This is a genomic window from Paenibacillus sp. 1SOY10, from assembly GCF_056836745.1.
This window is the reverse complement of sequence record NZ_JBXENK010000006.1, coordinates 186,119-212,635: the sequence shown is the minus strand read 5'-3', so window position 1 is coordinate 212,635 and position 26,517 is coordinate 186,119. Positions and strand designations below refer to the sequence as shown.

The 26,517-nt window shown below is 50.0% G+C and carries 13 protein-coding genes; 9 read left to right on the top strand and 4 right to left on the bottom strand.

Annotated features, from left to right (window positions below):
* The first annotated feature begins 5 nt into the window (after positions 1-5).
* The 5 genes from AC1VOR_RS16080 to AC1VOR_RS16060 all read left to right on the top strand — a co-directional run bounded on the left by AC1VOR_RS16080 (position 6) and on the right by AC1VOR_RS16060 (position 7,566).
* Positions 6-875: a carbohydrate ABC transporter permease gene (locus AC1VOR_RS16080; protein WP_059050953.1), complete on the top strand. Its 870-nt coding sequence runs from the start codon at positions 6-8 to the stop codon at positions 873-875.
* A gap of 45 nt (positions 876-920) precedes the next feature.
* Positions 921-2,594: a type 2 periplasmic-binding domain-containing protein gene (locus AC1VOR_RS16075; protein WP_482619175.1), complete on the top strand. Its 1,674-nt coding sequence runs from the start codon at positions 921-923 to the stop codon at positions 2,592-2,594.
* Between the two features lie 110 nt (positions 2,595-2,704).
* Complete coding sequence (locus tag AC1VOR_RS16070; RefSeq protein WP_482619215.1) at positions 2,705-3,835, top strand: glycoside hydrolase family 88 protein; 1,131 nt, start codon at positions 2,705-2,707, stop codon at positions 3,833-3,835.
* A gap of 15 nt (positions 3,836-3,850) precedes the next feature.
* Positions 3,851-5,731, top strand: coding sequence for a DUF2264 domain-containing protein (locus AC1VOR_RS16065; RefSeq protein ID WP_482619173.1), 1,881 nt, complete (start codon positions 3,851-3,853; stop codon positions 5,729-5,731).
* 5 nt (positions 5,732-5,736) lie between these two features.
* The gene (locus AC1VOR_RS16060; protein ID WP_482619213.1) at positions 5,737-7,566 is read left to right on the top strand and encodes a heparinase II/III domain-containing protein; all 1,830 of its coding nucleotides are present in this window, start codon (positions 5,737-5,739) and stop codon (positions 7,564-7,566) included.
* Positions 7,567-7,650: 84 nt separating this feature from the next.
* On the opposite strand, the gene AC1VOR_RS16055 is transcribed toward AC1VOR_RS16060, so the two are convergent.
* The 3 genes from AC1VOR_RS16055 to AC1VOR_RS16045 all read right to left on the bottom strand — a co-directional run bounded on the left by AC1VOR_RS16055 (position 7,651) and on the right by AC1VOR_RS16045 (position 12,095).
* Positions 7,651-7,830, bottom strand: a complete 180-nt coding sequence (locus tag AC1VOR_RS16055) for a hypothetical protein (protein ID WP_059050961.1) — start codon at positions 7,828-7,830, stop codon at positions 7,651-7,653.
* 682 nt (positions 7,831-8,512) lie between these two features.
* Entirely contained in the window at positions 8,513-10,291 is a 1,779-nt protein-coding gene (locus AC1VOR_RS16050) for an ABC transporter ATP-binding protein (RefSeq protein ID WP_482619171.1), read from the bottom strand.
* The gene (locus AC1VOR_RS16045; RefSeq protein ID WP_482619169.1) at positions 10,284-12,095 is read right to left on the bottom strand and encodes an ABC transporter ATP-binding protein; all 1,812 of its coding nucleotides are present in this window, start codon (positions 12,093-12,095) and stop codon (positions 10,284-10,286) included. The genes AC1VOR_RS16050 and AC1VOR_RS16045 overlap by 8 nt, the downstream gene beginning before the upstream one ends.
* 265 nt (positions 12,096-12,360) lie before the next feature.
* Between AC1VOR_RS16045 and AC1VOR_RS16040 the strand changes: the two genes are divergently transcribed.
* The 4 genes from AC1VOR_RS16040 to AC1VOR_RS16025 all read left to right on the top strand — a co-directional run bounded on the left by AC1VOR_RS16040 (position 12,361) and on the right by AC1VOR_RS16025 (position 25,413).
* Positions 12,361-13,641: a DEAD/DEAH box helicase gene (locus tag AC1VOR_RS16040; RefSeq protein ID WP_482619167.1), complete on the top strand. Its 1,281-nt coding sequence runs from the start codon at positions 12,361-12,363 to the stop codon at positions 13,639-13,641.
* A gap of 447 nt (positions 13,642-14,088) precedes the next feature.
* Positions 14,089-18,351 carry a PA14 domain-containing protein gene (locus AC1VOR_RS16035; RefSeq protein WP_482619165.1) on the top strand — a complete coding sequence of 1,421 codons (4,263 nt, stop codon included), beginning with the start codon at positions 14,089-14,091 and terminating at the stop codon, positions 18,349-18,351.
* A gap of 26 nt (positions 18,352-18,377) precedes the next feature.
* Positions 18,378-20,021, top strand: a complete 1,644-nt coding sequence (locus AC1VOR_RS16030; protein ID WP_482619163.1) for an S-layer homology domain-containing protein — start codon at positions 18,378-18,380, stop codon at positions 20,019-20,021.
* Between the two features lie 49 nt (positions 20,022-20,070).
* Positions 20,071-25,413, top strand: coding sequence for a GH92 family glycosyl hydrolase (locus AC1VOR_RS16025; RefSeq protein ID WP_482619161.1), 5,343 nt, complete (start codon positions 20,071-20,073; stop codon positions 25,411-25,413).
* A 76-nt stretch (positions 25,414-25,489) separates the two neighbouring features.
* Here the strand turns inward: AC1VOR_RS16025 and AC1VOR_RS16020 are convergent, their stop codons facing one another.
* Positions 25,490-26,239 (bottom strand): GTP pyrophosphokinase, encoded by a 750-nt coding sequence (locus tag AC1VOR_RS16020; protein WP_059050972.1) that lies wholly within the window; start codon positions 26,237-26,239, stop codon positions 25,490-25,492.
* Positions 26,240-26,517: the final 278 nt, after the last annotated feature.

The following is a 26,517-nucleotide window of genomic DNA, read 5'->3' as shown; positions in this document are numbered from 1 at the left end:
AAAGAATGCGGGCTAGCCGAGGAGAGAAGTTATTTTACTTCTTCAACTACGTAGTGCTGACACTGATTGCCTTAAGCTGCATTCTGCCGCTTCTGAATGTGGTTGCCCTGTCGCTCAGCGGCGCCAGCGCAGTGGCTAGCGGAAGGGTGACGATTTGGCCGGTAGATTTCAGCTTCTACTCGTTCAAGAGCTTGTTCTCTGGAACGCCTATTGTACGCTCATTCTGGAATAGTGTGCAAATTACGCTGATTGGTACGGGACTGAGTATGGCTGTGACCATCATGGCCGCTTATCCCCTGTCCAGGAGACAATTTTACAGCCGTCGATTCTTTACAATGGCGATGGTGTTCACGATGATTTTCAATGGAGGGCTGATTCCTACTTATCTGGTGGTGCAAAATTTGGGGCTGGTGAACAGCTATGCTGCCTTATGGCTGCCGGGGCTGGTGAGCACTTACAATATGCTGCTGATGCGCTCGTCCTTCGAGCAGTTGCCAGGTGAAGTGGATGAAGCGGCGAAAATTGATGGCTGTGGGGAACTGGGTATTCTGCTGAAAATTGTCCTGCCACTCTCCAAGCCGATGCTGGCTACATTGTCTCTGTTCTACGGTGTAGGATATTGGAACGCATTCATGAGTGTCATGATCTATATCAATGATACAGCCAAATACAATATGACCGTGCTGGTTCAGAACATGATCAAATCGACATCGGTGGTCCAGGATTTCACGGACCCGACGATGGTTGCGAATATGACGCCGGAGGGCATTCGGTCGGCCGCGGTGATCGTGATGATCATTCCGATTTTGGCAGTTTATCCTTTATTGCAAAAATATTTTGTAAAGGGTGTTATGCTTGGTTCTATTAAAGGCTGAGCTTGCTCCATATATATCTATCAGAAGAAAGAGGGGTAGTTCATCGTGGCAAACATAATCAAGAAATGGGCAACAACCATGATGCTGATCAGCTTGGGAGGCAGTCTGCTGGCGGGTTGCGCGGGTAACTCGAATGCCGGACAGCAGGGGAATGGAGCCGCTAATGGCAATGGTGAAGCACGTAGCAGCATTACGTCAACCATTTATGACCGGGGTTCGGTCCCTAACGGTATGGGAACCATCGAAGACAATATGTGGACCAAGTGGATTAATGATAACGGCCCGGCCAATGTAAAATTCGTAGCCATACCGCGCTGGGAATCGCAGTCCAAGCTGAATGTGCTGTTTGCTTCGGGCAGTGCGCCTGACTTGATCTTTGAATTCGGGACTTCGATTCGCAACCAGTTTTTTGATCAGAAGCAATTGCTCCCTCTGGATGATCTGATTGAACAGCATAGTGTGGAGTACAAGGCTTTGATGGAGAAATATCCGCAGCTTAAGCAAGCTGGCACGAAAACCGATGGCAAATTGTATGAGGTAGGACGCATTAACGAGGTTTATCCGCTCGTCAGCTTGTTCATTCGCGAAGACTGGCTTGAGAAGCTGAATTTGGAAGCGCCTACAACAGAAAAGGAAATGATTGCGGTCGCCAAGGCCTTCACGGAGCAGGATCCTGACGGCAATGGCGTGGCTGACACGTATGGACTGAGCGGCCTTAAATTCGGTGACTCCTCGGGTCTTTACAAATTTATGTATAACGCCAACTGGGTCAACCTTGACGAGAATGGCGAAATCGCTGTAGGACTCAACAACATGAAGGAAGCGACGGCGTTCAAGCGCAACTTGTACGAGGCGGGTGTGGTGGATAAGGATTTTCTTACCGATAAGGACGGCTCCAAGGCCAAGCAGGATTTCTTGAATGGCAAGATCGGCATGTATGCCTTCATGACGGCCGATTATAGCAGCTTTGCCTCCAGAGAGCTGGACACCTTGATGAAGAATGTACCGGAAGCCAAGCTGAAGGTCATTCCGTTGCCGAAGACTTCTGTCGGCCAATTCAACCCGGTATGGAACAATCCGGTGCAAATGACGGCGGTGGTGAATGCGCGGGCCAAAGATCCCGAGGCAGTCATGAAGCACATCGATTTTCTGACAAAGGTGGATACGGGCCGCACTTTCAAGAATGGGATTGAAGGCGTTCATTATCAGCTTGAAGCAGATGGCAAGCCCGTAATTACTGATTTGGATAAATTTAAAAATGAAGTTAGTTGGGCTGCGGATTATGATCTGATATACACGCGGCTGGAGGAAGGAAAATACGGTTACGCGGAAACGCAATTTGATGAGAGCATTCCTTATCAGAAGGAAGCGCTGCGTCTGTTCCGCGAGTCGATGGCAACGTATATGAACGATTTGCCCGTGGGAGAAGGCTTAACCCACTCCGAGCATATGCCTCAATTGCCTAAGGAGCTGCAGGTCAAATTCAGCAATGTCACCTCGGCCATCGATGATATCTACACAAGGGCCATCATTAGCGGCAGCAATTATCCTTTGGAGCAGGCCAATGCAGAGGCTATAAAGCAATGGGAAACGGGCGGCGGACCGGAAATTGAAAGCTGGTACAAGGAATGGTGGAGCAAGGAGAAGGATAATGTCCTGATCTGGAGCGATTTCTATGAGATTTATGAACAACAGCAGGTAGCCTTTAAGTCGGAATAATCTTTCATTTATTGCGGAGCGGTCTCCCCATCTGGTGGAGGCCTGCTCTGCGCTTGAAGAGAAGCATAGTAATCGGTATGGAGCTAGAACAAGGGGAGGATGGATTAGGAATGGGAGAAGCGCGGACTTGGATAGATGAGGCTTGGCAGCAAGCTCTGAGCAAGACGTTAAGGAATACCACCCGCATTGGGGCGAGCTTCCCTCATGCCAGTCAGGGTGGTGTTTACGAGCTGGCATCTCCTGAATGGTGGACGGCTGGCTTCTGGCCAGGGATGCTCTGGCAACTGTACGGCGATAGCCAGCGGCCTGAGCTGAAAGAGATTGCTGAGCAATGCGAAGCTGCACTGGATGCCGTGATGAACGCTTACCTTCGGTTGGATCATGATATCGGCTTCATGTGGACGTTGACTAGTGTAGCCAATTACAAGCTGACGGGCAATGAAACGTCGCGGATTCGCGCGCTCAAGGCGGCGAACTTTCTGGCTGCCCGCTTTAATATAAGGGGCCGTTACATTCGGGCGTGGAATCCTTGGCGGGAAGGAGAACGCAATGAGGGGATTGCCATCATCGACTGCTGCATGAATCTGCCGCTCTTGTTCTGGGCCTCCCGTACAAGTGGTGATCCTCGCTATGCCCATATCGCGGAAGAGCATTTGAATACGGTGCTGGCACATTTTATCAGGCCGGATGGCTCTGTGTACCATATGGTGGAGTTTGATCCTCATACGGGAGAACGGATCAAGCCATGGGCTGGCCAAGGACATGCGGCCGAGTCAGCCTGGTCCCGTGGCTCTGCCTGGGCCATTTACGGCCTGGCCTTGGGCTATCATCATACGGGCCGCGATGAATACCTGAGGGCGGCCCAGCAGACGGCGGCCTTCTTCCTGAGCAGGCTGCCGGAGGATCAGGTGCCAGCCTGGGATTTCCGTGCTCCCGAAGAATTGCAAAGCCTGCGGGATAGCTCGGCTGGGGCATGCGCAGCCAGCGGCCTCTTGCTGCTGGCTCAGCAGACGGAAGGAGCAGACGCTATATTTTACCGGGAGCGGGGAGAGCAAATCTTGAAATCCCTGTATGAGCATTATGGTGCCTGGGATGATCCTGCTGAGGAAGGACTGCTTCTCCATGGGACCAGCAACTATCCGCAGGGAAGCAATATTGATGTTCCGCTGATTTATGGTGATTTCTATTTTGTAGAGGGGCTGGCCCGGTTGAAGGGCTGCGGTCCCATTTACTGGGAATAAGAAGGGGTGAATGGTATGAGCAGCAGGGTGCCTCAGCAAACAATCGGCTCCAATCCATTAGTCACGAAGAAGGATTTGCAGCACGCTTTATTGCAGTTAACCGATCCCCTACGGGATTTTTATAGTGAGGGTAGGGCACGCTTGCAACTCAGCGGAGCAGGGGCGGGGCACTCGGAGGAAGTTGCGGGTCTGGAAGGCTTCTCGCGGGTGCTCTGGGGTCTTGTCCCCATGCTGGCTGGGGGAGTGAATAATGAGGAGTTATGGTCCATTTGCCTGGAGGGAATGATTCATGGAACAACCCCCACGCATCCCGAATATTGGGGCGATGTGGCGGATTACGACCAGCGTCTTGTGGAGATGGCCGCATTAGGACTGGCGTTATGCCTCATTCCAGAGCGGATTTGGGAGCCGCTGAGTGAGCAGGAGCAGCGTCATCTATACAGATGGCTGAATCAGATTAATGAGCACCCGTGCCATGATTGCAATTGGCTGTTCTTTCAGGTGATGGTCAATTTGGGATTTCGCCAAATCGGGCAGCCGTACGATGCTATGCAAATGGAGCATAACTTGCTGCGTATTGAGGAGTTCTATCTGGATCATGGTTGGTATAGCGACGGGATCGGGGGGCATAGCGATTATTATATTCCGTTTGCGATGCACTACTATGCCTTGATTTATGCCAAGCTGATGGGTCAGGAGGACCCCGAGCGCTGCGACCGATTCAAAGCCCGGGCGATTCAGTTTGCCGATCAGTTCCTGCATTGGTTCGCCGCAGACGGCTCCGCGTTGCCCTACGGACGTAGCCTGACCTATCGGTTCGCCCAGTCGGCCTTCTGGAGTGCGTTTGCTTTTGCCGGGCTGGGAACGGACCGCTTGACTCCTGGTGTTATAAAAGGAATGCTGCTAAGGAATTTGCGCTGGTGGTTCAAGCAGCCCATTCTGGACGCGACAGGCCTCCTGACAGTAGGGTATGCCTATCCTAATCTGATTATGGCGGAGAATTACAACGCTCCCGGATCGCCTTATTGGGCATTGAAAGCTTTCCTGGTGCTGGCACTCCCGGATGATGATGCTTTTTGGATGGAGCCTGAGCAGGATATGCCGGAGATGGCTTCGATTTCTGTACAGCCAGAGCCGCATCTGGTGTTGTGCCGGGATGAGTCCGGTCATGTTGCCGCCTTTAACAGCGGGCACCTTGCCACGAATGGACATACCCATACTTCGGCGAAATACGAGAAGTTTGTGTATTCGACGCAGTTTGGATTCAGTGTGCCCAGGGCGGAATGGGGACTTGGCCAAAGTGCGACCGACTCCATGCTCGCCTTAAGCGAGAAGGACGACCACTTATATCGTGTGAGGCGCCGGAACGAGCAAGCCTGGATCAAGGACAATGTGCTGCATGCAGTCTGGAGACCTTGGCAGGATGTAGAAGTACGTACCTGGGTTGTGGCTGGTTTGCCTTGGCATATTCGTATCCATCGAATAGACACCCGGCGTCCCCTGGATGCTGCGGAAGGGGGATTTGCGCTAGGTCTGGGATTAGAGCACATGGAGCAGAAATCGTCGGATCAGGCTTTAGCCATGGGACAACATGGTGTTAGCTCGGTGCGGAGCTTATTGGGTTATGAGCGTTGCGATATCATTCGTGCCGATGCCAATACCAATGTGCTCTTTCCACGAACTGTGCTGCCGATGCTGCGGGTATCGCTTGAGCCGGGAGTTCATTGGCTTGCTTCGGCTATTTACGGTGGCGCGGGCAACACGGGCATGGACCTAACGGATGTACTGGAGAAGTGGTCGCCCGAATCTTTAAAGGCTGTTTTTGGTTATGAAGAGATCAGAATCACAACATGTGCAGGCGAAGAGATATCTATAGATATACGGGGGAGGACGTGATTCAGATGGACCTTTACCGTCAGGTGCGCAAGCAAGCTCTAGTGCCGCTTTCATTGCCTTACTATGCCGGGGGTGAGGCGGGAGCGGCCTTCTGGAAGTCTTTAAGGCATCCATGCAAAGCTTCGGGTGAACTTGCGGAATTGCAAGCGGAGGGAGAGCGGCTGTTAGCTTCGCCTACAGTGGAGCTTACTTATTCACTATTTGCTTTGTTTCGTGCGCACGGCTCCAGATTAGAGTATGAGCGGGTGTACTTTGCAAAGCGACGCAGGCTCAACACCTTCGCCTTGCTAGTCTTGCTTGATTCTGAATCTAAGGAAGCGGATGTGTACCACTCAGCCTTACTGGATGCGCTGTGGTCCATTTGCAGTGAGTTCACCTGGTGTCTGCCCGCTCATGTGGGAGAGCAACGGGCTGTATCGGAGACGATCGATTTATTTTCGGCAGAAACGGGCTTTGCACTCGCGGAAATCTCGTTGCTGCTAGGTGAGCGCTTGCATGGCATATTGCGAGAGCGTCTGGCTGAACTGGTTGAAGACCGGCTGTTCAGGCCTTTTCTGAATCAAGGACCCTACGATTGGGAGGAAGCCAGCCATAATTGGGCGGCTGTTTGCGGCGGCTCGATAGGTGCGGCGGCTTTGCTGCTGCTCCAGGACTCAAAGGATGGTCCTCGTCTGGCTCGTATTCTGGAGAGAACCGAGCGCGTGATGTCCTTTTATCTACAGGGCTTTGGAGAAGACGGAGCTTGTCTGGAGGGGTTGGATTACTGGAATTACGGATTTGGCTATTTCGTCTATTATGCGGATCTGTTGTATCATCGCAGCGGTGGGGAGATGAACTGGTTTGCTCTGGATCAGGTGCAGCGAATGGCTACCTTCCAGCAGAAGTGCTTCCTGGGTGGCGGGGCTGTTGCCAATTTCTCGGATGCATTGCCTGAGGCTCGTGTTCAGCTTGGTCTATCTCATTACTTGGCTGAGAAGTATAAGGGAGAGGTCGCGGTTCCACCAGAGAGACTGCGGGCGGAGTACAGCAGGGACCATTGCAGCCGTTGGGCCCCGGCCTTACGTAATTTGATCTGGAGAAATTATGGAGCAGCTCCTATGGAATGGGGAGCCGGTGATTTCTATCTGGAGCAGGCAGCGTGGTTGGTTTCACGGTATGAATCGGCTGGAGAAATTTATGGCTTTGCCGCTAAGGGCGGACATAACGGGGAGCCGCATAACCATAATGATCTGGGCCACTTTTTGCTTGTGGGCCAGGGGCAATCCTTTTTGTCCGATTTAGGCTGTGGTGAATATACGCGGGATTATTTTGGGGCAGGTAGGTATGATTATGCTGCCAATGGATCACATGGGCATTCGGTGCCGCAGATTGATGGTGTTATGCAGAGTTCAGGCGCTGACCGAAAGGCGGTGGTGCTGGAGCAAGCTACAAGTACGGAGGAATGCCGACTCGTTGTAGAATTGTCCGGAGCCTATAGTTGTGAGAAATTGGTGAGTTATCAGCGGTCTTGGAACTGGAAGAAAATAGATCTTCCTAGTCTGCTGCTACAGGATGATTTTCAGTTTGCGGAAGTACCGGGGAGCTTGATCGAGCGTTTTGTGACATGGATTAAGCCTGATCTTTCGCTGAAGGGAATGGTCGTGCTACGGAGGGAAAAGTTGGCGGTTGAAATCCATTATAATCCTCATCAGTTGAACCTTGAGGTAGACGAACAGAATTTCCGTGATCACTTCGGGAATGATCTGCGATGGTATGCGCTGGATTTCTCCCTGCTTAAGCAGAAGATGGCTTGCCATATTGACTTCCGGTTTGCATTTGTGCGGTCTGATGGATAGGGATAAGAAGGGCAGAGGCAGGTATCTCTGGTTCTATCCCCATACCTGCACTCCGGCCACGATCCCGCGTCTCGAGGACGATGATCAGCCTTTTTCGATCAACTCAAGCTTCTCCAAAATTCTCACCGTTGTAATGGCAGACAAACGGACGGCCAGTTCCACGCTGGCCTTAGAGATGCCTTCGCTTTCCAGCGCGTCGCGGTTGATCAGGTGCAGCTCTTCCATAACCTCATCCACGAGCTTATGTACAATCGCTTTTTCCATAATTACACCCCCATTCTTCTTGTTGTAATGGCTCTTCTATAAATATCGACCAGGTTATGCATTTTTCTTTGGGCGTTCAACGAATCTACCCAAAATTAATAAAGGTCTCGGCAGGAGAGAGGTAATTATGGGGAGGGACAATTATATAGAAGGAAGTGGAAGGGGAGAAAACTAGTTTGAAGTGCCACGAGCGCAAGAGTTGGGTGGTGAGGTTGGTTCGCTAAGCGAGGGCATGTGGTTGGAATTATAGACAAATTTAAAGTGTAAAGTGTAAAGTGTGCTGGAGTGGAGTGATAAGGCGGGTTTGTTACTCTAGGGGCGCGTGGTTGGAGTTACAGACAGATATGAAGTGTTAATGGTTGATTTTGGGGCGACTGCTCAAAGTTTATAGGGAATTTCTCCCTATAAATCTAATTGATTATCCCATATTTGGGGAGTTATATGGAAATCCTCCATATAATTTAATCGATTAGTGGCTATAATGCCGAATTCGTCGTTTTTATAGGGAGGAATTCCAGCTAATTGACCATTTTCCTGGAATTGAGGCCAATTAGCAGGAGGATTTCCATATAATCGAGTCTAAACCATCCCATCCCTGCACGTACAAAAAAGAAAACCATCAATTTCACTATTTCTAGTGAATTGATGGTTTCTTTGCTTCTACCGTTCTACTTGACTTCCCTTACACCACTTCCATCTTCTGTGCGGTGTACAAGCGATGGTACAAGCCGCGCTTCGCGATCAGCTCGTCATGGGAGCCGGATTCCGCAATCCCTTTCTCGGAGACGTACATAATGCGGTCGCAGTTCTTGACCGTAGACAAGCGGTGAGCAATGATGAACGAGGTTCTGCCCTTGAGCAACTCGTTCAGGCCTTGCTGGAGCAAGCGTTCCGTCTTGGCATCAATGGAGGACGTTGCTTCGTCCAGGATGAGGATGCGTGGATCGGCCAGCAAGGTGCGAGCGAACGAGATCAACTGGCGTTGCCCTTGCGACAGCTTAGAGCCGCGCTCGTTCACCTCGGTGAGATAACCTTGCTCAAATTCACGGATGAACTCGTCAGCACAGACTGTTTTGGCGGCAGCAATCACTTCTTCTTCGGTCGCATCCAGACGTCCATACCGGATGTTGTCCATAATGGTGCCGGAGAAGATGAAGCTGTCTTGCAGCATGATACCCATCTGACTACGCAGCGAATTCAGCGTGACCTGAGAAATATCATGGTCATCGATCAGGATCTGCCCGCCCGTCAGGTTGTAGAACCGTGAGATCAGGTTAACCACCGTAGTTTTACCTGCTCCTGTCGGCCCGACGAGAGCGATGCTCTCCCCGGCCTTCACATCAAAGCTCAGATTCTCCAGAATGTTCATACCTGGATCATAAGCGAACGTTACATTATTGAACTTGACGTTACCTTGAACCGCAGGCAATGGCTTGGCATTGGGTACGTCGCTGACCGTGACCGGCTCATCCAGCGTTTCGAAGATCCGTTCCAGATAAGCCACGGCATTGATGAAGCTGTTGTACAAGTTCGACAGGTTCAGAATCGGCTGCCAGAAGCGGGCTGCATAGCTGCTCATCGCCAGAATGACCCCGAAGGTAACCTCACCTGGACTAAGTGCCAACAAGCCAATCATGTAGATCAATGCCGTTACAATGGTTGCCAGATTATCGACAGAGAAGGGGATCAGGGCATTGTAGCGCAACGCCCGCATCCACTCTGTCCGGAAGTTGGCGGCAAGCCGTTTGAAGATGCCGGCATTATGCTGCTCCCGTGTGAAGATTTGCGTGACGCCAATCCCGCTGATGCTTTCCTGCAAATAGGCATTCAGGTTGGAGCTCTTGTTGGAGACGGCTTGCCAGGCTCGACGCTGCCGGGTCTTGATCATCAGCATGATGCCGAGGAAGACTGGCAAGCCAGCTAGCGTAATCAAAGATAGTCTTACATCCACGGCAAACATAAATGCGGCGATGAAGATCAGGTTAATAATCTCCAGAATAAAGTTGATGATACCGTTGGATAGAACATCCGATACTGAGTTGACATAGTTGACGACACGAATCAGGATTTTGCCCTGTGGCCGGTCATCGTAATATTTGAAGGGAAGCTCCTGCAAATGCTTGAACAAATCGGTACGTATTTCAAAAATGATATCCTGGCCCACTCGTGTCATGATCCGAGAGCGGATTGTGGCGAATATCACGCTGACCACAATCGTCAGCAAGGTCAGCAGTGACCAGCCGATGAGAGCAGTAAAGTCCTTCTCCGGTATGGTTACATCCACCACATGCTGCAAGATCAGCGGTGCTGACAAGGCAATGGCGGCCGAGAGTGCACTCAGGACGAAGGCAATAATCATGGGCTTCTTCTGCTTGCGGATGTAGACCATCGCCCGCCGGAAATGTCGAATGTCGAAGGGGGACTCCAGGTTCTCGTCGACGTCAAATCTATTTCTAGCCATGAGCGCTCACCTGCCTTCCGATGCCTTCGTTTTGAAGCATAAATACATCATAATAATAACCTCGTTTGGCCAGCAATTCGGCATGAGTGCCTTCCTCAATCAACCGGCCGTTATCAAGAATAAGAATGCGATCGGCTTCGGCAGTGGTGGATACTCGCTGCGCGATAATGATCTTTGTGCAGTCGAAGTGAAGCTCGCGCAAGCTCTTCTGAATATGCTCTTCCGTCTCCAGATCGACAGCAGATGTGGTGTCGTCCAGAATTAGAATCGGGCGCTGTACAGCCAAGGCCCGGGCAAGCGCAATCCGTTGCTTCTGTCCGCCGGATAAGCCCACACCACGTTCACCGACGATAGTGTTATAGCCTTCTGGCATCTTGGTAATAAAGCTGTGAGCTGCAGCAAGCTGTGCATATTCGATGGTTTGCTCCTCGGGTAGCTCGGGATCACCGAAGGCGATATTGCCATCTATTGTATCCGAGAACAGGAGCACGTCCTGGGTAGCTACCCCGATGTTGCTGCGAAGTTCGTCAAGCTCCAGCTTGCGAACATCGACCCCGTCCACAAGCACCTGACCTGAGGCGACATCATAGAACCGGGAAATCAAGTTAACAAGCGATGTTTTACCGGAGCCTGTTGAGCCCATGATCGCGATGGTTTCGCCGGGCTCAATGGTAAAGCTGATGTCGTGAAGCACCTCTTTACCATCATATTTAAAGCTGACGTTGTCGAACTCAATGCGGCCTTCGTAGCGGCGCATCTTTGTTGCATTGTGCTCGTTGGCAATGTTAGGCTTGGCATAATAGATTTCAACGATCTTGCTTAAGCTGGCGAAGAACCGCTGAATATCATTGATGATAATACCGATGTTACGCACCGGGTTGGACACGGCCCAGATGAGTGCCGAGAAGGCGGAGAATTCCCCGAAGGTAATTCGGCCGTTCATGACGAAGTAGCCACCGGCCAGCATCAGAATGACGTTAAAAGCTTGGGCTGCTGTTTCCAAGTAAGGAAAGTAGTCCAGCCATACCAGAGCCGCCTTCTTATTTGCCTGGGAGTAATTGACGTTCTTGTCCGTGAATTTCTCGATTTCAAACTCTTCGCGAGCGAAGGCCTTGACCACGCGATTTCCTGAAATATTCTCTTGTGTGGTCGTGTTGAGCTGCGACAATCGTTCCCGCAAATCAATATACATCGGGCGTACACGTTTGGCGAAGATGTTAGCCACTACAAAGATGGGTGGAGACAAGACCAGTAGCCACAGCGTCAGCACCGCATCAATGGTGAAAAAGTAGATAACAGCAGCTACAAAAATGGTTAACGACTCGATGATCGTCTTAATAATCCAGGACATGGAGTGTCTTACCATATCCAGGTCACCCGTCATCTTGGTCATAAGGTCCCCGGTACGGTTATGGTCGTAATATTCCATATCCTGTCCTTGAATCTTGTTGTACAGGTACACACGAACATCGTATAGCATGTTCTGTGAGGCACGCTCGTATTGCATGGTTGTGAGATAAGCCAGTCCTGTACGCAGCAGAGAGAAGCCGATCATGCCCAGGCAGAGCATAATAAGCAGTCCACGCTCCTGCGTTAAATTCTGTACTGCATCGTCGCTTGCTATAAATGTGTCGACAATGCGTTGGCCAATGTACGGATTAATAATCATGAGCGAGCTGCCCACGACCGAAAGGACCATGGCCACGATGTAACGTGCCCGGTTCCCCTCTAAATTCTGCCATAGCCATTTGAGTTCGAACATTTCATCACCTGGTTTCTGTTTGTTCTCGCGTTCGAGCTGCAAAAAAGGGTTTCCATTTCGCAAATCATGGTGATTATACCATAACCGTCAGCAGGTAAAACCCGTGTATTCCAGCCTATAATGACGTAGTTTTTCATTTTCTCAAAGGGATCGGTCCTTTACTTTCATTTCGTTATAATATTTAGGATATGGGGCCCATATCAACTATTTTTATCGCTCTGATCAAAAAAACAATAGGTGTTTGCCCGTCAACCCGGCCCGTGGTATAGTGAAATGATGCATTAATAAATCAAAGCAAGGAGCACATATGCTATTTAAAGAGTTAAATTTGATTCCACCCATCCTTAAGGCGCTGGAGCGTGAGCAGTATACCAGCCCGACTCCGATTCAGGAGCAAGCCATCCCGCCTATTCTAAGCGGTCGGGACCTGCTGGGCTGCGCGCAGACCGGTACAGGGAAAACGGCCGCTTTTGCCATCCCTACCTTACAACTATTAAATGAAGCGCGAGTTCCGGGACCTTCCCGTCGTAAAATTCGAGCCCTTGTTGTCACACCCACCCGGGAATTGGCCTTACAAATTTTCGAAAATTTCAATAGCTATGGCAAATTCCTGGAGTTACGCTCCGCAGTTATTTTTGGCGGGGTATCCCAACGACCACAGGAAGTTGCACTTCATAAGGGTGTAGATATTTTGGTCGCTACACCGGGCCGTCTGAACGATCTTATTCAGCAGAAGCTGGTCGATTTGAAGGATTTGAAGATACTTGTATTGGACGAGGCTGACCGGATGCTTGATATGGGATTCATTCATGATGTCAAGAAGATCATCGCCAAGACGCCGCCCAAGAAGCAAACGCTGTTCTTCTCTGCGACGATGCCCGAGGCCATTGCCAAGCTCGCCAATTCGCTGTTGATCAACCCGGTTAAGGTAGCTATTACCCCGGTATCTTCCACAGTGGAGACAATTCAGCAGTATTTATATTTTGTAGATAAGACCAACAAGCGGGACCTGTTGCTTCATATATTAAAGGATGCTTCTATTTCGTCGTCCATCGTATTTACCCGAACCAAGCATGGTGCGGACCGGTTGGTACGCTATTTGAATAGAGCTAATATCAGCGCTCAGGCCATTCACGGCGATAAATCGCAGAATGCCCGTCAGCAAGCGTTGGCCAATTTCAAGAATAGAACTTTGCGAATCCTTGTAGCCACCGATATTGCCGCCCGCGGGATCGATATTGATGAACTGACCCATGTTATTAACTACGAATTGCCTAATATCCCTGAGACCTATGTTCACCGAATCGGTAGAACGGGTCGTGCGGGTCACAGCGGAGTAGCTATTTCACTCTGTGATTATGAGGAGCAGGAATACTTCAAGTCGATTGAGAAGCTGATTGGCAAGCGGATTCAGATTGTGAAGGATCACCCGTACCCGATGGAGCAGACGGCCCCGGCGCCCAAAGTGGCAGAACAGCCACGCAACAAGCCTTCCAACAGAAAACCAGGGTATCCTTCGACTTCTCGAACGCCAAGAAGGGACCCAGGCAAGGAGCGGGCAAGCGGCTATAAGGGTAATAAGCGTTAAATCAGCCAAATACAGATGAATCAGGAATGATGATGTCAGAGCGAGCTCTGCATTGTCATTCTTTTTTTTGAATAGGCATACCCATAAATTAGGAGGTAAACAAGCTTTCTTTACATGGAGTTAACAGTGTGAAGAACACGGACTTATATCACAAGTAATGTTAATATTTTATATTTTGCAAGCGCTTAAATGATTGGTCTATAAGTAAATAAATAGTTTCATTTTTAATAAAAATTTAAACCAAAAAATGGTTGTGAATGACATAAAAAAGGAGTGGAGGAATGTTCAAGCGGGTGAGTACCGAGTATGAAGCTGATAATGCCGGTGAAACCGGGCAAGTGTTTTACAGAAAGTTAACCTCCCTTTTACGAAGCATGAATTGAATGAAACGGGGAGGAAGCTTATCATTCATAGGTCATCACAGTTTACTTGAGGAGGGAATAGGGAGTGAAAAGAAGGATCACATTGGTAAGTCGCGTACTTGCCATAGTCGTGCTGGTAACCTCGTTGTTGTCTGCGGGGTATGTCCCTGCTCCGCCAGTTCAGGCGGGGAACGGAGAGATGAATGTATTTGCCGGTACGGGCGTAACAGCTACGTCGATCGGGGAGTTGCCGGGCTATGGCCCAGGTCATGCTATTGACGGCGCCCTGGACAGCAAATGGAGCTATGAGGGTGGCGAGCAGTTACCTGACAGCCAAAGTCCCTATTGGTTAAAAGTCGATGTTGGAAATGAGGCTACAGTACATAAATTCGTACTGGCGCATGCAAGTGCGGGAGGAGAGGCGAAGGAGGCCGACACCCGGGCTTTCTCCATCGAGACGAGCACCGATGATGTGCACTGGACGCCGGTCGTTACCGTGACTGACAGCACCTATGGTGTACTTGGTGGCGTATCCACGCATGAATTGAATGCACCGGTAACGGCACGTTATTTCAAATTAAATATCACCGAGCCTGGAGAGCAGGACGGGAACGGGAAATATGTTGCAAATATTTATGAATTTGCAGCTTACGGTACCAACGCCAAGGATGAATCTACAGACGTTCCGGTGACGGGTATTACGCTGAATAAGCCAAGCCTGCAACTGGAAATGGGACAATCGGAACGGTTAGTAGCGGAGATTACACCCTCAACGGCTACGAATGCAACCTATGTCTGGAGTTCCGATAATCCTGCGATCGCCTCTGTAGATGCGGACGGGCTAGTTACGGCTCTTCAAGAAGGAACGACAGGAGTCACGGTCACCGCTGTTGATGGAGGATACAAGGCCTCTGCCCTGGTTACGGTTGTGAATCCAAATGCAGCCGTTGCTGATGTGTCCACGTTGATTGCCAAGAATAGTAAATGGTCCTATCTCGACGATGGATCTAATCAAGGAACGGCTTGGCGAGCCAGCAGCTTCGATGATAGCGCCTGGAAGAAGGCTGAGGCATCTCTAGGGTATGCCAATAGCAGCAAGCCGCAGCCGAATACGGTCATCAGCTATGGCTCCGACAGCAACAATAAATACATCACGACCTATTTCCGCAAGAGCTTCGAATTGGCGGATGCCGCCGCGATTAAGCAATTAAATGGAAGTATTATCCGCGATGATGGCGCGGTGGTCTATTTGAACGGAACGGAAGTATTCCGTACAGAGAATATGCCAGCAGGGGAGATCGCTTATAACACAACGGCTACGAATGCTATTGGTGATGAGCGGGATGAAGTTCCCTTCTCTATTAATCCGTCATTGCTGGTCAACGGTACGAACGTGATTGCTGTTGAAGTCCATCAGGACCGGGGATCAAGCTCCGACGTATTCTTCGAGATGGAGCTTCGTGGCGACACTAGCGAGCCACCGGTCATTACGGCCGATCAAGGATTGGTAGGACAATACTACCTGGGGATCAAAGATAATAATTTTGCATTTGGTGCTCTTAAATCAACGGTAGTAGATCAGCAAATTAACTTTAGCAATCTGGACCCGATTTTGCAGGCTAGAACGGGTGTGCAAGACAACGCGAATATTCGCTGGACCGCACAATTGATGGTACCGGAGACTGCCGATTATAAGTTCTATATGATGGGCGATAACGGGTTTAAGCTCTGGATTGATGATAAGACCGTTATCGACCATTGGGTCAATGACTGGGATAAGGAACAAACTAGCGCTCCGGTTAGGCTTGAAGCAGGCAAGAAGTATAGCTTCCAAGTAGATTACTTTGAAGATTTTGGAGGCTCTAACCTGTACCTTCGCTGGTCTTCGGACAATCTGTCCAAGGAGATCGTTCCAGCTTCTGCTTTCTATTTGCCAGAAGGCTATAATGGCCCTACCAGCGGGGAAGTCAGCATCAATGGCCTCGATTTAACACTAGGCCTCATCTCAGAACTGGACAGCTTGCCAACAGGACTGAATTCTCATTTCAGCATCCAGGCAGGAGAACGGAAAATCGCCGTTCAAAGCGTGGAATTAGGAGCCAATTCTACTGAACTGAAATTCAGATTAGCCCAAACCGTTAAGGAAAGTGAGATTGTTAACGTAACCTATGATGGTCAAGGTGGATTGAAATATATCTCAGGGGCAAGCATAGCCAAGTTTACGTTTAGCCCTATTAATAAGGCAGCTAACTACGCGCCTATCGCCATCGCTATGTCCTTCTACAAGGACCCGATGACCAAACGTTCTTTTGCTTGGTATACCAAATACGATAATCCGGAGCATGCTCCGGACAATGCCAAGGATAGCATTGTGGAGGTTGTACCCGCAGGTGGTCAATTTGATAGCCCTGACGTCACGCGCTATGTGGGGGACCCTAAGGATACGAAGGTATTAGATCTGGAAGTTACTCGTTCCACAAGAGGGATGTTTATCAGTCATAAGGTGCTATTGGAGGGATTAACTCCAGGAGCTTCCTATCAGTATCGCGTCGGCAGTGAGGGGAACTGGAGCGATATCGGTACATTTACGATGGAGAGAGAAGAAGAATTGGAGTATGAATTTCTCTATCTGACCGACTCCCAGGGTGGGAATAGTCATGATTATGAGGTTTGGGCCGATACGTTGAAGCAAGCCAAAGGCGATTACCCTAATGCCAAATTCATGATTATGACCGGTGACCAGGTGGATGCCGGTTCGCTGGAGAGCCAATGGCTGGACTATTTCGGCAAGCCGCAGGATACATTGATGCACCTGCCGATTATGGCTGCTGTCGGGAACCATGAAGGTCCTTATAACGATAACTACTATCATCATTTCTATTATCCTAATGATTCCATTGATGACCCGCTTCCTCCGGGCAGTGTGTATTCCTTTGATTACGGGGAAGCTCATTTCATGGTGCTTAACACGATGGATATGGGCTGGGATCAGCGGCAGCGGGACTCGTTCAAGCAGCAGATTGAATGGTTAAGACGAGAAGTCGCCGAGACAGATAAGAAGTGGAAGGTCGTTGCTTTCCATAAAGCGATTTATTCCGTAGGCGGGCACTCCGATGAAGCAGAAATTTACGAGTTGAGAGATATGCTTTATCCCGTATTCGATGAGCTAGGCATCGACGTCGTGCTGCAAGGGCATGACCATACGTACATGAGATCACATCAAATGTATGGCGATAAGCCAATTACGGATTTGAATCTGGATGAGAACGGAAATCCGGTGAATCCTGGCGGGACGATGTATATCGTCAACAATGCATCCGGGACCAAATATTACGATGTTAATCAAGGGATTGACAAATCGTATGCAGCTTACTTTGAGCAACGTAAATTACCGGTGTATTCGGGGATCAAGATGACCAAGGACAGCTTTACCATTGATTCTTACCGTGGTGGAGAAGAACGACCTTTCGATAGTTATACGATTGTTCGTACGGACGAGAAGCCAAACCCGGTAAGGAACCTGAACGCCGGAAAAACAGGGAATGGAAAATGGGCGCTGACATGGATGCAGCCGAAGCTGAAAGATGCGGAGGATGCGATCAGAGGTTACCGTATCCATGAGGTTAATGGCAAGCTCGGTATGAACTGGAGCTTGTACATTCCGGCGGAAGCCAATAAGAGTGTATACCAGTACATTTTCGACAACATCAATGCGGATGAGGTCTACGAATTTGCTGTCACGGCCGTCGATCAGCGGGACAACTCCGAGCCGATGCTGGTGAAGACCGAAGGCAATGCAGCAGCGTCTCCAATCAATCCGGTAGTCGATGATGCCTTGAATACCTTTGGTTGGGGAAATGCCCCTGGCTTCAATCAGCTTACCGATTATGAATACACCATAGATGGTGGGGCGACCTGGCAGGCAGCGTCAGCTAATCCACTGATGATTGGTGAAGGCGAGTATCCGGCGGGACGTATAGGAGTACGTGTTAAAGCGGGGGCACAGTCGGGTCTGTGGGCCAGTGCGGCACTCCTCTCTGATCAGCCGTTCACCAATGACGTTTATCGTCTGGAGGGCAAGCTGACTGCGGGGGATCAGCTCAAGGCTAGTGTAACGGTGGATAAATTCCTGGAGTACAGCGGAGATGCCATCGTAGTGTTCCAGTTGATGAAGGGGAATACGCCTGAACTGATCAACGCAATCCCGATTAAGCCTAATCAACTCGAAGTCTCTCAATACTTCAATGTCCGTGGAGAAGACTATAAAGTGAAGGTATTTGTATTTGACCGATTTGACGGGGATTTGAACGTGCCTGACAAATTGGCTACGCCTTTGGTGCTTGAGTAATGGATGGAAAGAGAGGACATAACTCCGTGAAAAAATATATCGCAGCCTTGTTGGTGTTGTTGTTCGCACTTTCGCCGATTTCTGTGTTTGCCGCCGATGCGTTTACGCTGACGCTTAGTGCTAAGGAAGTACGCCGGGGCGGAACACTTACGTTATCTGGAACAGTTCCGGAACAATCCGGGGGCAATGTGATCGTGAAGATTGTCAGCCCTGTGCAGACGGTTCTATACGTCGATGTACTTCCAGCAGTAGATGGCACGTACTCTGCCAAGGTGGGCATTCCCGCCAATCAGGACCTGGCTCCGCTAGGAAGCTATATGGTGGTAGCGGGCTACGGTGAAGAGAATCAAACGGCTAGCTTCTCTATTGTGAGTGGAAGCACACCTGGCAATGGCTCCTCGCCAGATTCAGGCTCCGGAGGAGATTCGGGAACAAACCCGAATCCTCCTGAAGCAAACCCCGATGGCACGGGCATTCCACCTCAAGCGGGTGAAGCCAGCGGTTCAACGGCACGCCCTGAACTTGCGGCAGATGGGCGGTATCTCATTGGCCGTGATACCCTCGCCAAAGCAGCGGAACAAGCACAAGGCGGCGCAGTGACGATTGCTCTGCCTGGTGAAGCAGCAGAGGCGGGCACAGCCTTGGAGCTTCCTGCGACTTCTGTTAGCGAGTTAAATAAGCAGAATATTGGCCTCGTCATTACAACAGGCAGCCGGACAGTCAGCTTCCCGGCTGGTGCCTTCGCTGTGTCCGGGGATGCGTCCTCGCGCATTCGCATTGTTCTGAATGCGGCTTGGTCGACGGAAGCTCAAGCGACGGTCAATCAGTCGCTCAAATCGGTTACGGATTATAAAGCTACAGGCGTGGTGTTGTCCGTCATCGTACAAGTGATCACTGGAGATCAAGTGCAAGAAATCCATCAGCTTGACCGTCCTGCCAAAGTCTCCATTCAATTAACGCCAGAGCAGGAGCAACGAATCTCTGCAAGACTGGCAGGAATTTATTATGTAGACGGTCAAAGTGCGAAATATGTGCCGGGTAAGCTTGAGAACGGTATTTATACCTTTACCGCCGGACATTTCTCGTATTATACGATTTTGGAATATGACAAATCCTTTGCTGACTTGCGCGGACATTGGGCAGAGCAAGCGGTGAAAGGCCTGTCCGCTAAGCACATTGTTACCGGTGTTGATGATCAGCATTATGTCCCTAATCGCAGCATCACCCGTGCGGAGTTCGTGACGCTAATCGTGCGCGCAGTCACTGTCCAGCAGGGAGCTGAGGGCAAAGAGGCGATCTCGGAAGCAAGCAAGATAAGTCCGTTCAAGGATGTTACAACTGATCGTTATTATGCTCAGTCCGTGGCCCAAGCGGCAGAACTGGGCATTGTGACGGGCTATAACGGAGCTTTCCGTCCTAATGACTCCATTACCCGAGAGGAAGCTGTAGTGGCTTTGGTTCGCGCAGCAGAAGTGATGGAAGCTGCAGCTAATGCGCAGGCTGGGAAGGCCACGACCTTCACTGATGCAAGCCAGATTTCAACATGGGCGACTCAGGCGGTGGATCGTGCCTTTACCCAAGGCTGGATTCAAGGCGATGGTCGTAAGTTCAACCCGAAAAATGCGGTAACCCGTGCAGAGGTAGCCGTGATGGTAGAACGACTCTTGTAAGCAGCGTATGGCGTAGGGACAACAATGAAAGCGAGGGGAACGAAATATAATGGGGAAGAAGATAATCTCGGTACTCATGACGATCATGCTGTTGTATGGATTGACCGAATCGTTGTTTACCAGTGGTATCGTGTCGGCTGCCGACCTACGGGTCGCGGCCGCCGCTGCCGGGGGAGGGACAGCTACGCAGAACGTGGCGTTGAATGCTAAGGTAACGGCTTCGGGACAATGTAATAATAACGAGAGCGCCAGATTTGCCATCGATGGCAAGAACGATACGAAATGGTGCGACAATACCGATGCAGCAATCAAATGGATGAAGCTCGATCTGGGCCAGCCTTATACGATCAACGAATGGGTGGTCGTTAATGCTGGAATCAATGAGGGCAACAGCCCATTTTGGAACACCAAGAATTTCCGTTTGCAAAAAAGCACCGACGGCGTAACGTGGACCGATGTGGATGTGGTGCAAAATAACGCTCAAACGATTGTAGACCGTTACTTGCCAGAGCCGTTCACGGCTCAATATGTACGGTTATACATCAGCAAAGGGGCATATGACTCCGATATCGTGCGCTTATATGAGTTGGAGTTGTATGGCGTAGAGGCCGGCCAAACCCCGGCATATCCGCCAGTGAATTTAGACCCGGTCGATTACGTAGACCCGTTCATTAACACGCTTGGGGACAATGGGCAAACGAATCCCGGTCCGTCAACCCCATTTGGCCTGGTATCCTTGGGTCCGGATGGCGATGGGGGAGCCTTTAGTGGCTACTATTATCAGGACAAGAACCTGAAGGGCTTCTCGCATCTGCGCTTTAGCGGCGTTGGATGCAGTGGGGCAGGTGGCAACATCCTGATGATGCCGCAGACCGGTGATTTTACGAATGACAGCGCAAAATACAAGCAGCCTTACGACAAGAAAAGCGAGCAGGCTTCTGCTGGGTACTATGCGGTCAATCTGGCGTCGGGCGTTGGAGTGGAGCTGACGGCTTCGGACAATGTTGGTTTTCATCGGTATACCTTCCCGGATGGTGCAGCTTCCAGGTCTGTGCTCGTTGATTTGTCTAATTCCTATTCGGGGATGCTGGATGCCAGCCTGAATGTAGAGAATAACCGGGAGATCTCCGGTATGGTCAAGTCCAAGAATGTCTGTGGACATGGTTATTATACAATGTATTATTCCATAGAGTTTGATCAGGATTTCCAGTCCTATACTTCATGGAAGGATGGAGAGCAAGGAGAAGTGGAATCACGCTCAGGCAGCAATACCGGTGTGTGGGTGAACTTTAACCCGGCGTCTTCCGGCAAAGTGGTGCAAGCCAAGGTAGGTCTGTCTCCGATTAGTGTCGAGCAGGCCAAATATGAGCGGAACCATGACATTGCTGACTGGGATTTTGCCGGGCAACATGCGAAGATTCGTGCGGCCTGGAGTGACATTTTGAATAAGGTTGAAGTCACGGATGCGGATGAAGAGAACAAGCGAATCTTCTATACGCAGTTATATCATACCTATCTTCATCCCAAGAACGTAACCAGTTCACAAGGGACGTTCCGGGCAGCCCGGGACGAGAATAAGGTCCGTCAAGCTTCCGAGCTTGGGGACGATTTTGATTATTACAATGGCTGGGCAACCTGGGATGACTTCCGTAAATATGCTCTGTTCTCTGTGCTGAACCCCCAGGAATACGAGAATATGGTCAAGTCACTGGTTGATGTGTATAAGACCCGTGGCGAATACTCGCAATGGGGCAGCGGCTACTGGCCTAGCCCTACCGTGCGGAATGAGTTTAACGGGGCGGTTGTGTTGGATGCATACGCTAAGGGTTTTACGGATTTTGATGTTTATACCGCACTTAAAGGAATGGGTGTAGACGCTGACAACTTCGGCGATCAGGACAAGGTATCCGGTCAATTGGAGAAAGCGAGAAGTGGCTATTTCCCTATGAAGCTGGCCGAGATGGTTGGCGATAAGACCAGCTACGAGAAGTACAAACGGATAGCTCAGTCCTATCAGGATTTGTGGAATCCGGAGCAAGTGGATGAGAACGGCCAGAAATTAGGCTTCTTCACCCCTAATGGCATAACGGTTGAGGGCAAAGAGGTTACCTCCGTAGGCAAATATGCTTACCAAGGCAATCTGTGGCAATATCGCTGGTCTGCGATGCAGGATATGCAGGGCCTTGCTGATCTGATGGGCGGCAAGACAGAGATGGCCAAGCAGCTTCTGGATTTCTTTGAACGTGACGAGTACATGGCCATTAATGAAACGGATCTGGACGCACCTTACTTGTTCAACTACCTGGGTTATCCGTATTTGACCCAATATTATGCGCGCCAGTTCACCACAGAGGTGGTAACTCAGAAGTATCATAACCACGGTGCTTACAACTATCCGCTGAAGTCTCGGGTATACCGGGCGGACCCGGAAGGATATTTGCAGTCCATGGATGATGATGCAGGTGCGATGGGCTCATGGTTTGTCTACAGCGCCATGGGACTTTTTCCCGCTAATCCCGGTGATGCAGCCTTCCTGATTGGCTCGCCAATCTTCTCGGAAGTGAAGCTAGATGTAGGGAACGGCAAAACGTTCACGATTCGGGCGAACGGAGTGTCTAGCCAGAATCGGTTTATTCAATCGGCTCAATTGAACGGCAAGGAATTTGACCAGGCATGGATTAGCTATGAGGATATTATGGCTGGCGGAACCTTGAATTTCGAGATGGCTTCCGAACCCAATATGGCTTGGGGGGCCATGAGCAAGTCCGCTCCGCCGATGACCGACTATGGCAATGCCGTCGATGATACGCTGGCTCGGCAAGAGCTGTTGGCTCTTGGATCGGAATGGAAATATTACGACAAAGGCCAACTGCCAGCGACGAATTGGAATGCCGTAAGTTACGACGACAGCACCTGGGCTTCCGGGCAAGCTCCGCTTGGATACGATAATACCGGCTATGCCAAAACAAAGGTAGAGTACGGCCCGGATGGAGGTAACAAATATCCAACGACGTATTTCCGCCAGAGCTTTGAGATCTCTGACACCCAGAATGTCAAGGACGTGCTGGAACTGAATGGAGCGCTCGTTCGTGATGACGGTGGCGTGGTGTATCTGAACGGGCAAGAAGTGTTCCGTACCAATATGCCTAGCGGAACGATTGATTATTCAACCTATGCTAATGTGACAGTGAATAATGAGCGCGATCGTGTAGCTTTCCGCATTGACCCTTCGCTGCTGGTGAAGGGGACTAACGTCATTGCCGTTGAGATTCACCAATCCGGTGGCAGTAGTTCGGACATTGCCTTTGATTTAGGGCTGGAAACGTTGAAGCAACTGGTAAGCTCTCCGGCACCTACACATCCCGTAGTGGATGACAAGGCAAACACCTTGGGCTGGACGGTAGTACCTGGATTTGAGGCTGCTACGGATTACGAGTTTACGACCGATGGCGGCAAGAATTGGACAGCAGCTTCCGCTAATCCGCAAATCGTGGGTCCAGGAGCTTATGACGCTGGACAGGTGCAGGTTCGGGTCAGAGGTGACGTGAATGCAGGTCGTGGTCCTGGCGAACGGCTGGTGTCCGATCAGAAGTATACTTCGGACATCGTGTGGGATGTATTCGATTTGAAAGCGGATGTGAACCGGAAGGGCAATATGACCGTGGATGTTGCGGGCAGCCTGAAAGGCGCTTACGTGGACGAAGCCGTAGCGGTCATTCAATTGATGCGCAACGGTGAGATGATTGTGTCCAGTGCCGTTCCGGTAGAGACGGGAGTCTTTGATTTAACGCAAGCATTCAACGTGAGTTCCAGCAGATATCAGGTCAATGTATACCTGGTTGATGCTTATAATGGCAATATTTATGATTCGGTATGGTTGGCCGAGCCGATCGTTTCACAACCGGAGGACAATCCAAACCCTAATCCGAACCCAGGACCTGAAGAACCGGGCGAGGAAGGATTGCCGGAGCCGATTCCGGTGCCAGTTCCGGAAGTGGAACTTCCAGAGGAAGCGGTGGAACCACCCGCTCCTGTAGAAGATCCAAAAATCATTCAGTTTGAAAATTATAGCTCGGCTAGTTCGGACAAAAATACGTTCAATAATGATGGGCTTGGTACAGAACCGGCGAATACTGGGGATGTAGTTAAGAATACCTTCAACGGTGCTTGGCTGTCCTACCGCAACATTGATTTCGGGAATGAGGGAGCCAACCGAATCAAGGTGGAATATGCGGCTCCGTCCAACCGGGTTCCGGCGGATGCCATGCTTGAATTCCGTGTAGGCAGCGTAGATGGCGAAATCGTGGGAACGGTAAATCTCCCGCATACCAGTAGCTGGTCGCAATACTCGACGGTTACTGCCACCTTGACCAAGGTGATCACCGGTACTCAAGAGTTGTTCATTGTGATGAAGGGGAGTACAACGAGCACGCATCCATTCATCGGGAATTTTGACCGTTTTACCTGGGGCTACCAGAAGATCAGAGATGACTATGCCCAGTTAGAGCTGGAGATTTACGACGAATGGTCTACCGATGTCAACCCGCACAATAATGGACCTTTGAAGACGGAAAATGATGCAGGTGGATACTCCAGCAAGCAGGTTGGTAATACGTTTGATGGTGCCTGGATGGCCTATAAGGGGATGGATTTCGGAACAGAAGGGGTGAATCTCTTCTCCGTCCGGTATGTGGGCAATACAGGCAATACGGCAGCCGACTCCCGTGTTGAGATTCGACTGGGTGGAATAAATGGAACCCTTGTGGGTACTGTAGCTACTCCGCCTACTGGCAGCGATTGGAAGAATTACGCAACGGTGAATGCGGAGCTGACACAGACCTTGGTTGGAGTTCAAGATGTGTATATGGTGCTGAAGGGGTCAACCAGCGGCACCTATAGATACATCGGTAATTTTGAGAGTGCGAGCTTCTCTTTCAAGACACCGGCGCCTAAAACCATTGTAGAGTTTGAAGATCGCAGCAGTTGGTCCATGGAAGAAAGTACCTTCGGTAAGGGAGGCTTAAAAACCGAACCCAATAACGGAGGTACTGTAGTGAACAACACCTTCAACGGAGCATGGCTTGTCTATGAGAAGGTTGATTTTGGAACCGAGGGCGTCAATCATATCGGAATCGAATATGATGCCCCTACGAATCGGGCTCCTGCCGATGTAGTAGCAGAGGTTCGTCTCAATGATAAGGATGGAGCGCTGATTGGAGAAGTTGCCATGCCAAACACAGGGGGAAGCTGGGGGAATTATAAAATAGCTGAAGCCTCGCTCAAGCAGTTGCTGACCGGCGAACAGACGATTTGTATTGTGCTAAAGGGATCTACCACTAGTAGCTTGAATTACGTAGGGAACCTAGACCGAATGATCTTCACCACTAAATAAAATATTATTTAACACAAAAACAAGCAGAGCGATGAGCGCTCTGCTTGTTTTATTTTCATTTGCCGAGATTCAGGCTCTACTCTTCCCCCGATAACAGGCGCAGCAGATTTTGCGGAATATTCAGCTTCTGATTGTCGATCAGTAACTGAAACTCGCTGCCGTTGTCAGGCTGGTTCGCCAGCTTGATCTCTTCCATTTCACGTTGAAGCTGTTCCATCTTCATATCCAGTTCATAGGCGGTGTCGGCAGCCGTCTTCAAATCTTCAAGCAACCGTTCAGGAACCGATTCTTTATACTTATAGAAGATTTTATGCTCCAGGCTGGCCCAGAAATCCATAGCAATGGTGCGAATCTGAATTTCTACGCAGACCATCTCTTCCCGGTCAGACATGAACACGGGAACCTCCACCAGCATATGCAGGCTCTTATAGCCGTTGGGCTTGGGATTTTTAATGTAATCCTTAATGGAGATAATTTTTAAATCCTTTTGCGCTTGCAGCATTCGGCTAATACGATAAATATCGGACACGAACGAACAGGTAATGCGCAGCCCGGCAATATCATGGACGTGGTTCTTGATATCCTCCAGGGAGGTGGCGCCGCCTTTGCGATAAATTTTCCGCATAATGCTCTCTGGGGATTTGATCCGCGATTTCGTATGCTCAATAGGGTTATAGTCATGCAACAACTGAAATTCTTCCTGCAAAATTTCAATCTTGGTCTCTATTTCCTGCAAGGCGAACTTGTACATCATAATGAACCGGGTCAACGATTTCTGTAGTGCTTTCATTTGTTCCAAGGCATTGGAACCTGTTGGGTTAATCATATTTGTTCTTCCGTCCTTCATGCTTAGGATGTCAAAATAAGTAGCTAAGACAATTATAACTTAAGAACGGGGGGAGATTCCAGAAAGGTCAAAATTGAAGAAAGAATAACCCACTATAGCACACCGTCTATAAATGCGAACTTAATGCATATTACAGGGAAATCCTCCCATTAATTTGCGGAAATAGGCGAAATTTTAGGATTCATATGGAAAAAGACGACCACGTATAAGCGAGGTCGCCTTTTTGTAATCGTCATTTATTGTGCCTGTTACGTTGC

What these genes read in the sequence shown, in the direction of transcription:
- AC1VOR_RS16025 (WP_482619161.1), top strand. Translation starts at nt 20,071, where the DNA reads ATGGGGAAGAAGATAATCTCGGTACTCATGACGATCATGCTGTTGTAT.
- AC1VOR_RS16020 (WP_059050972.1), bottom strand. Translation starts at nt 26,239, where the DNA reads ATGATTAACCCAACAGGTTCCAATGCCTTGGAACAAATGAAAGCACTA.
- AC1VOR_RS16080 (WP_059050953.1), top strand. Translation starts at nt 6, where the DNA reads ATGCGGGCTAGCCGAGGAGAGAAGTTATTTTACTTCTTCAACTACGTA.
- AC1VOR_RS16055 (WP_059050961.1), bottom strand. Translation starts at nt 7,830, where the DNA reads ATGGAAAAAGCGATTGTACATAAGCTCGTGGATGAGGTTATGGAAGAG.
- AC1VOR_RS16050 (WP_482619171.1), bottom strand. Translation starts at nt 10,291, where the DNA reads ATGGCTAGAAATAGATTTGACGTCGACGAGAACCTGGAGTCCCCCTTC.
- AC1VOR_RS16040 (WP_482619167.1), top strand. Translation starts at nt 12,361, where the DNA reads ATGCTATTTAAAGAGTTAAATTTGATTCCACCCATCCTTAAGGCGCTG.
- AC1VOR_RS16060 (WP_482619213.1), top strand. Translation starts at nt 5,737, where the DNA reads ATGGACCTTTACCGTCAGGTGCGCAAGCAAGCTCTAGTGCCGCTTTCA.
- AC1VOR_RS16065 (WP_482619173.1), top strand. Translation starts at nt 3,851, where the DNA reads ATGAGCAGCAGGGTGCCTCAGCAAACAATCGGCTCCAATCCATTAGTC.
- AC1VOR_RS16070 (WP_482619215.1), top strand. Translation starts at nt 2,705, where the DNA reads ATGGGAGAAGCGCGGACTTGGATAGATGAGGCTTGGCAGCAAGCTCTG.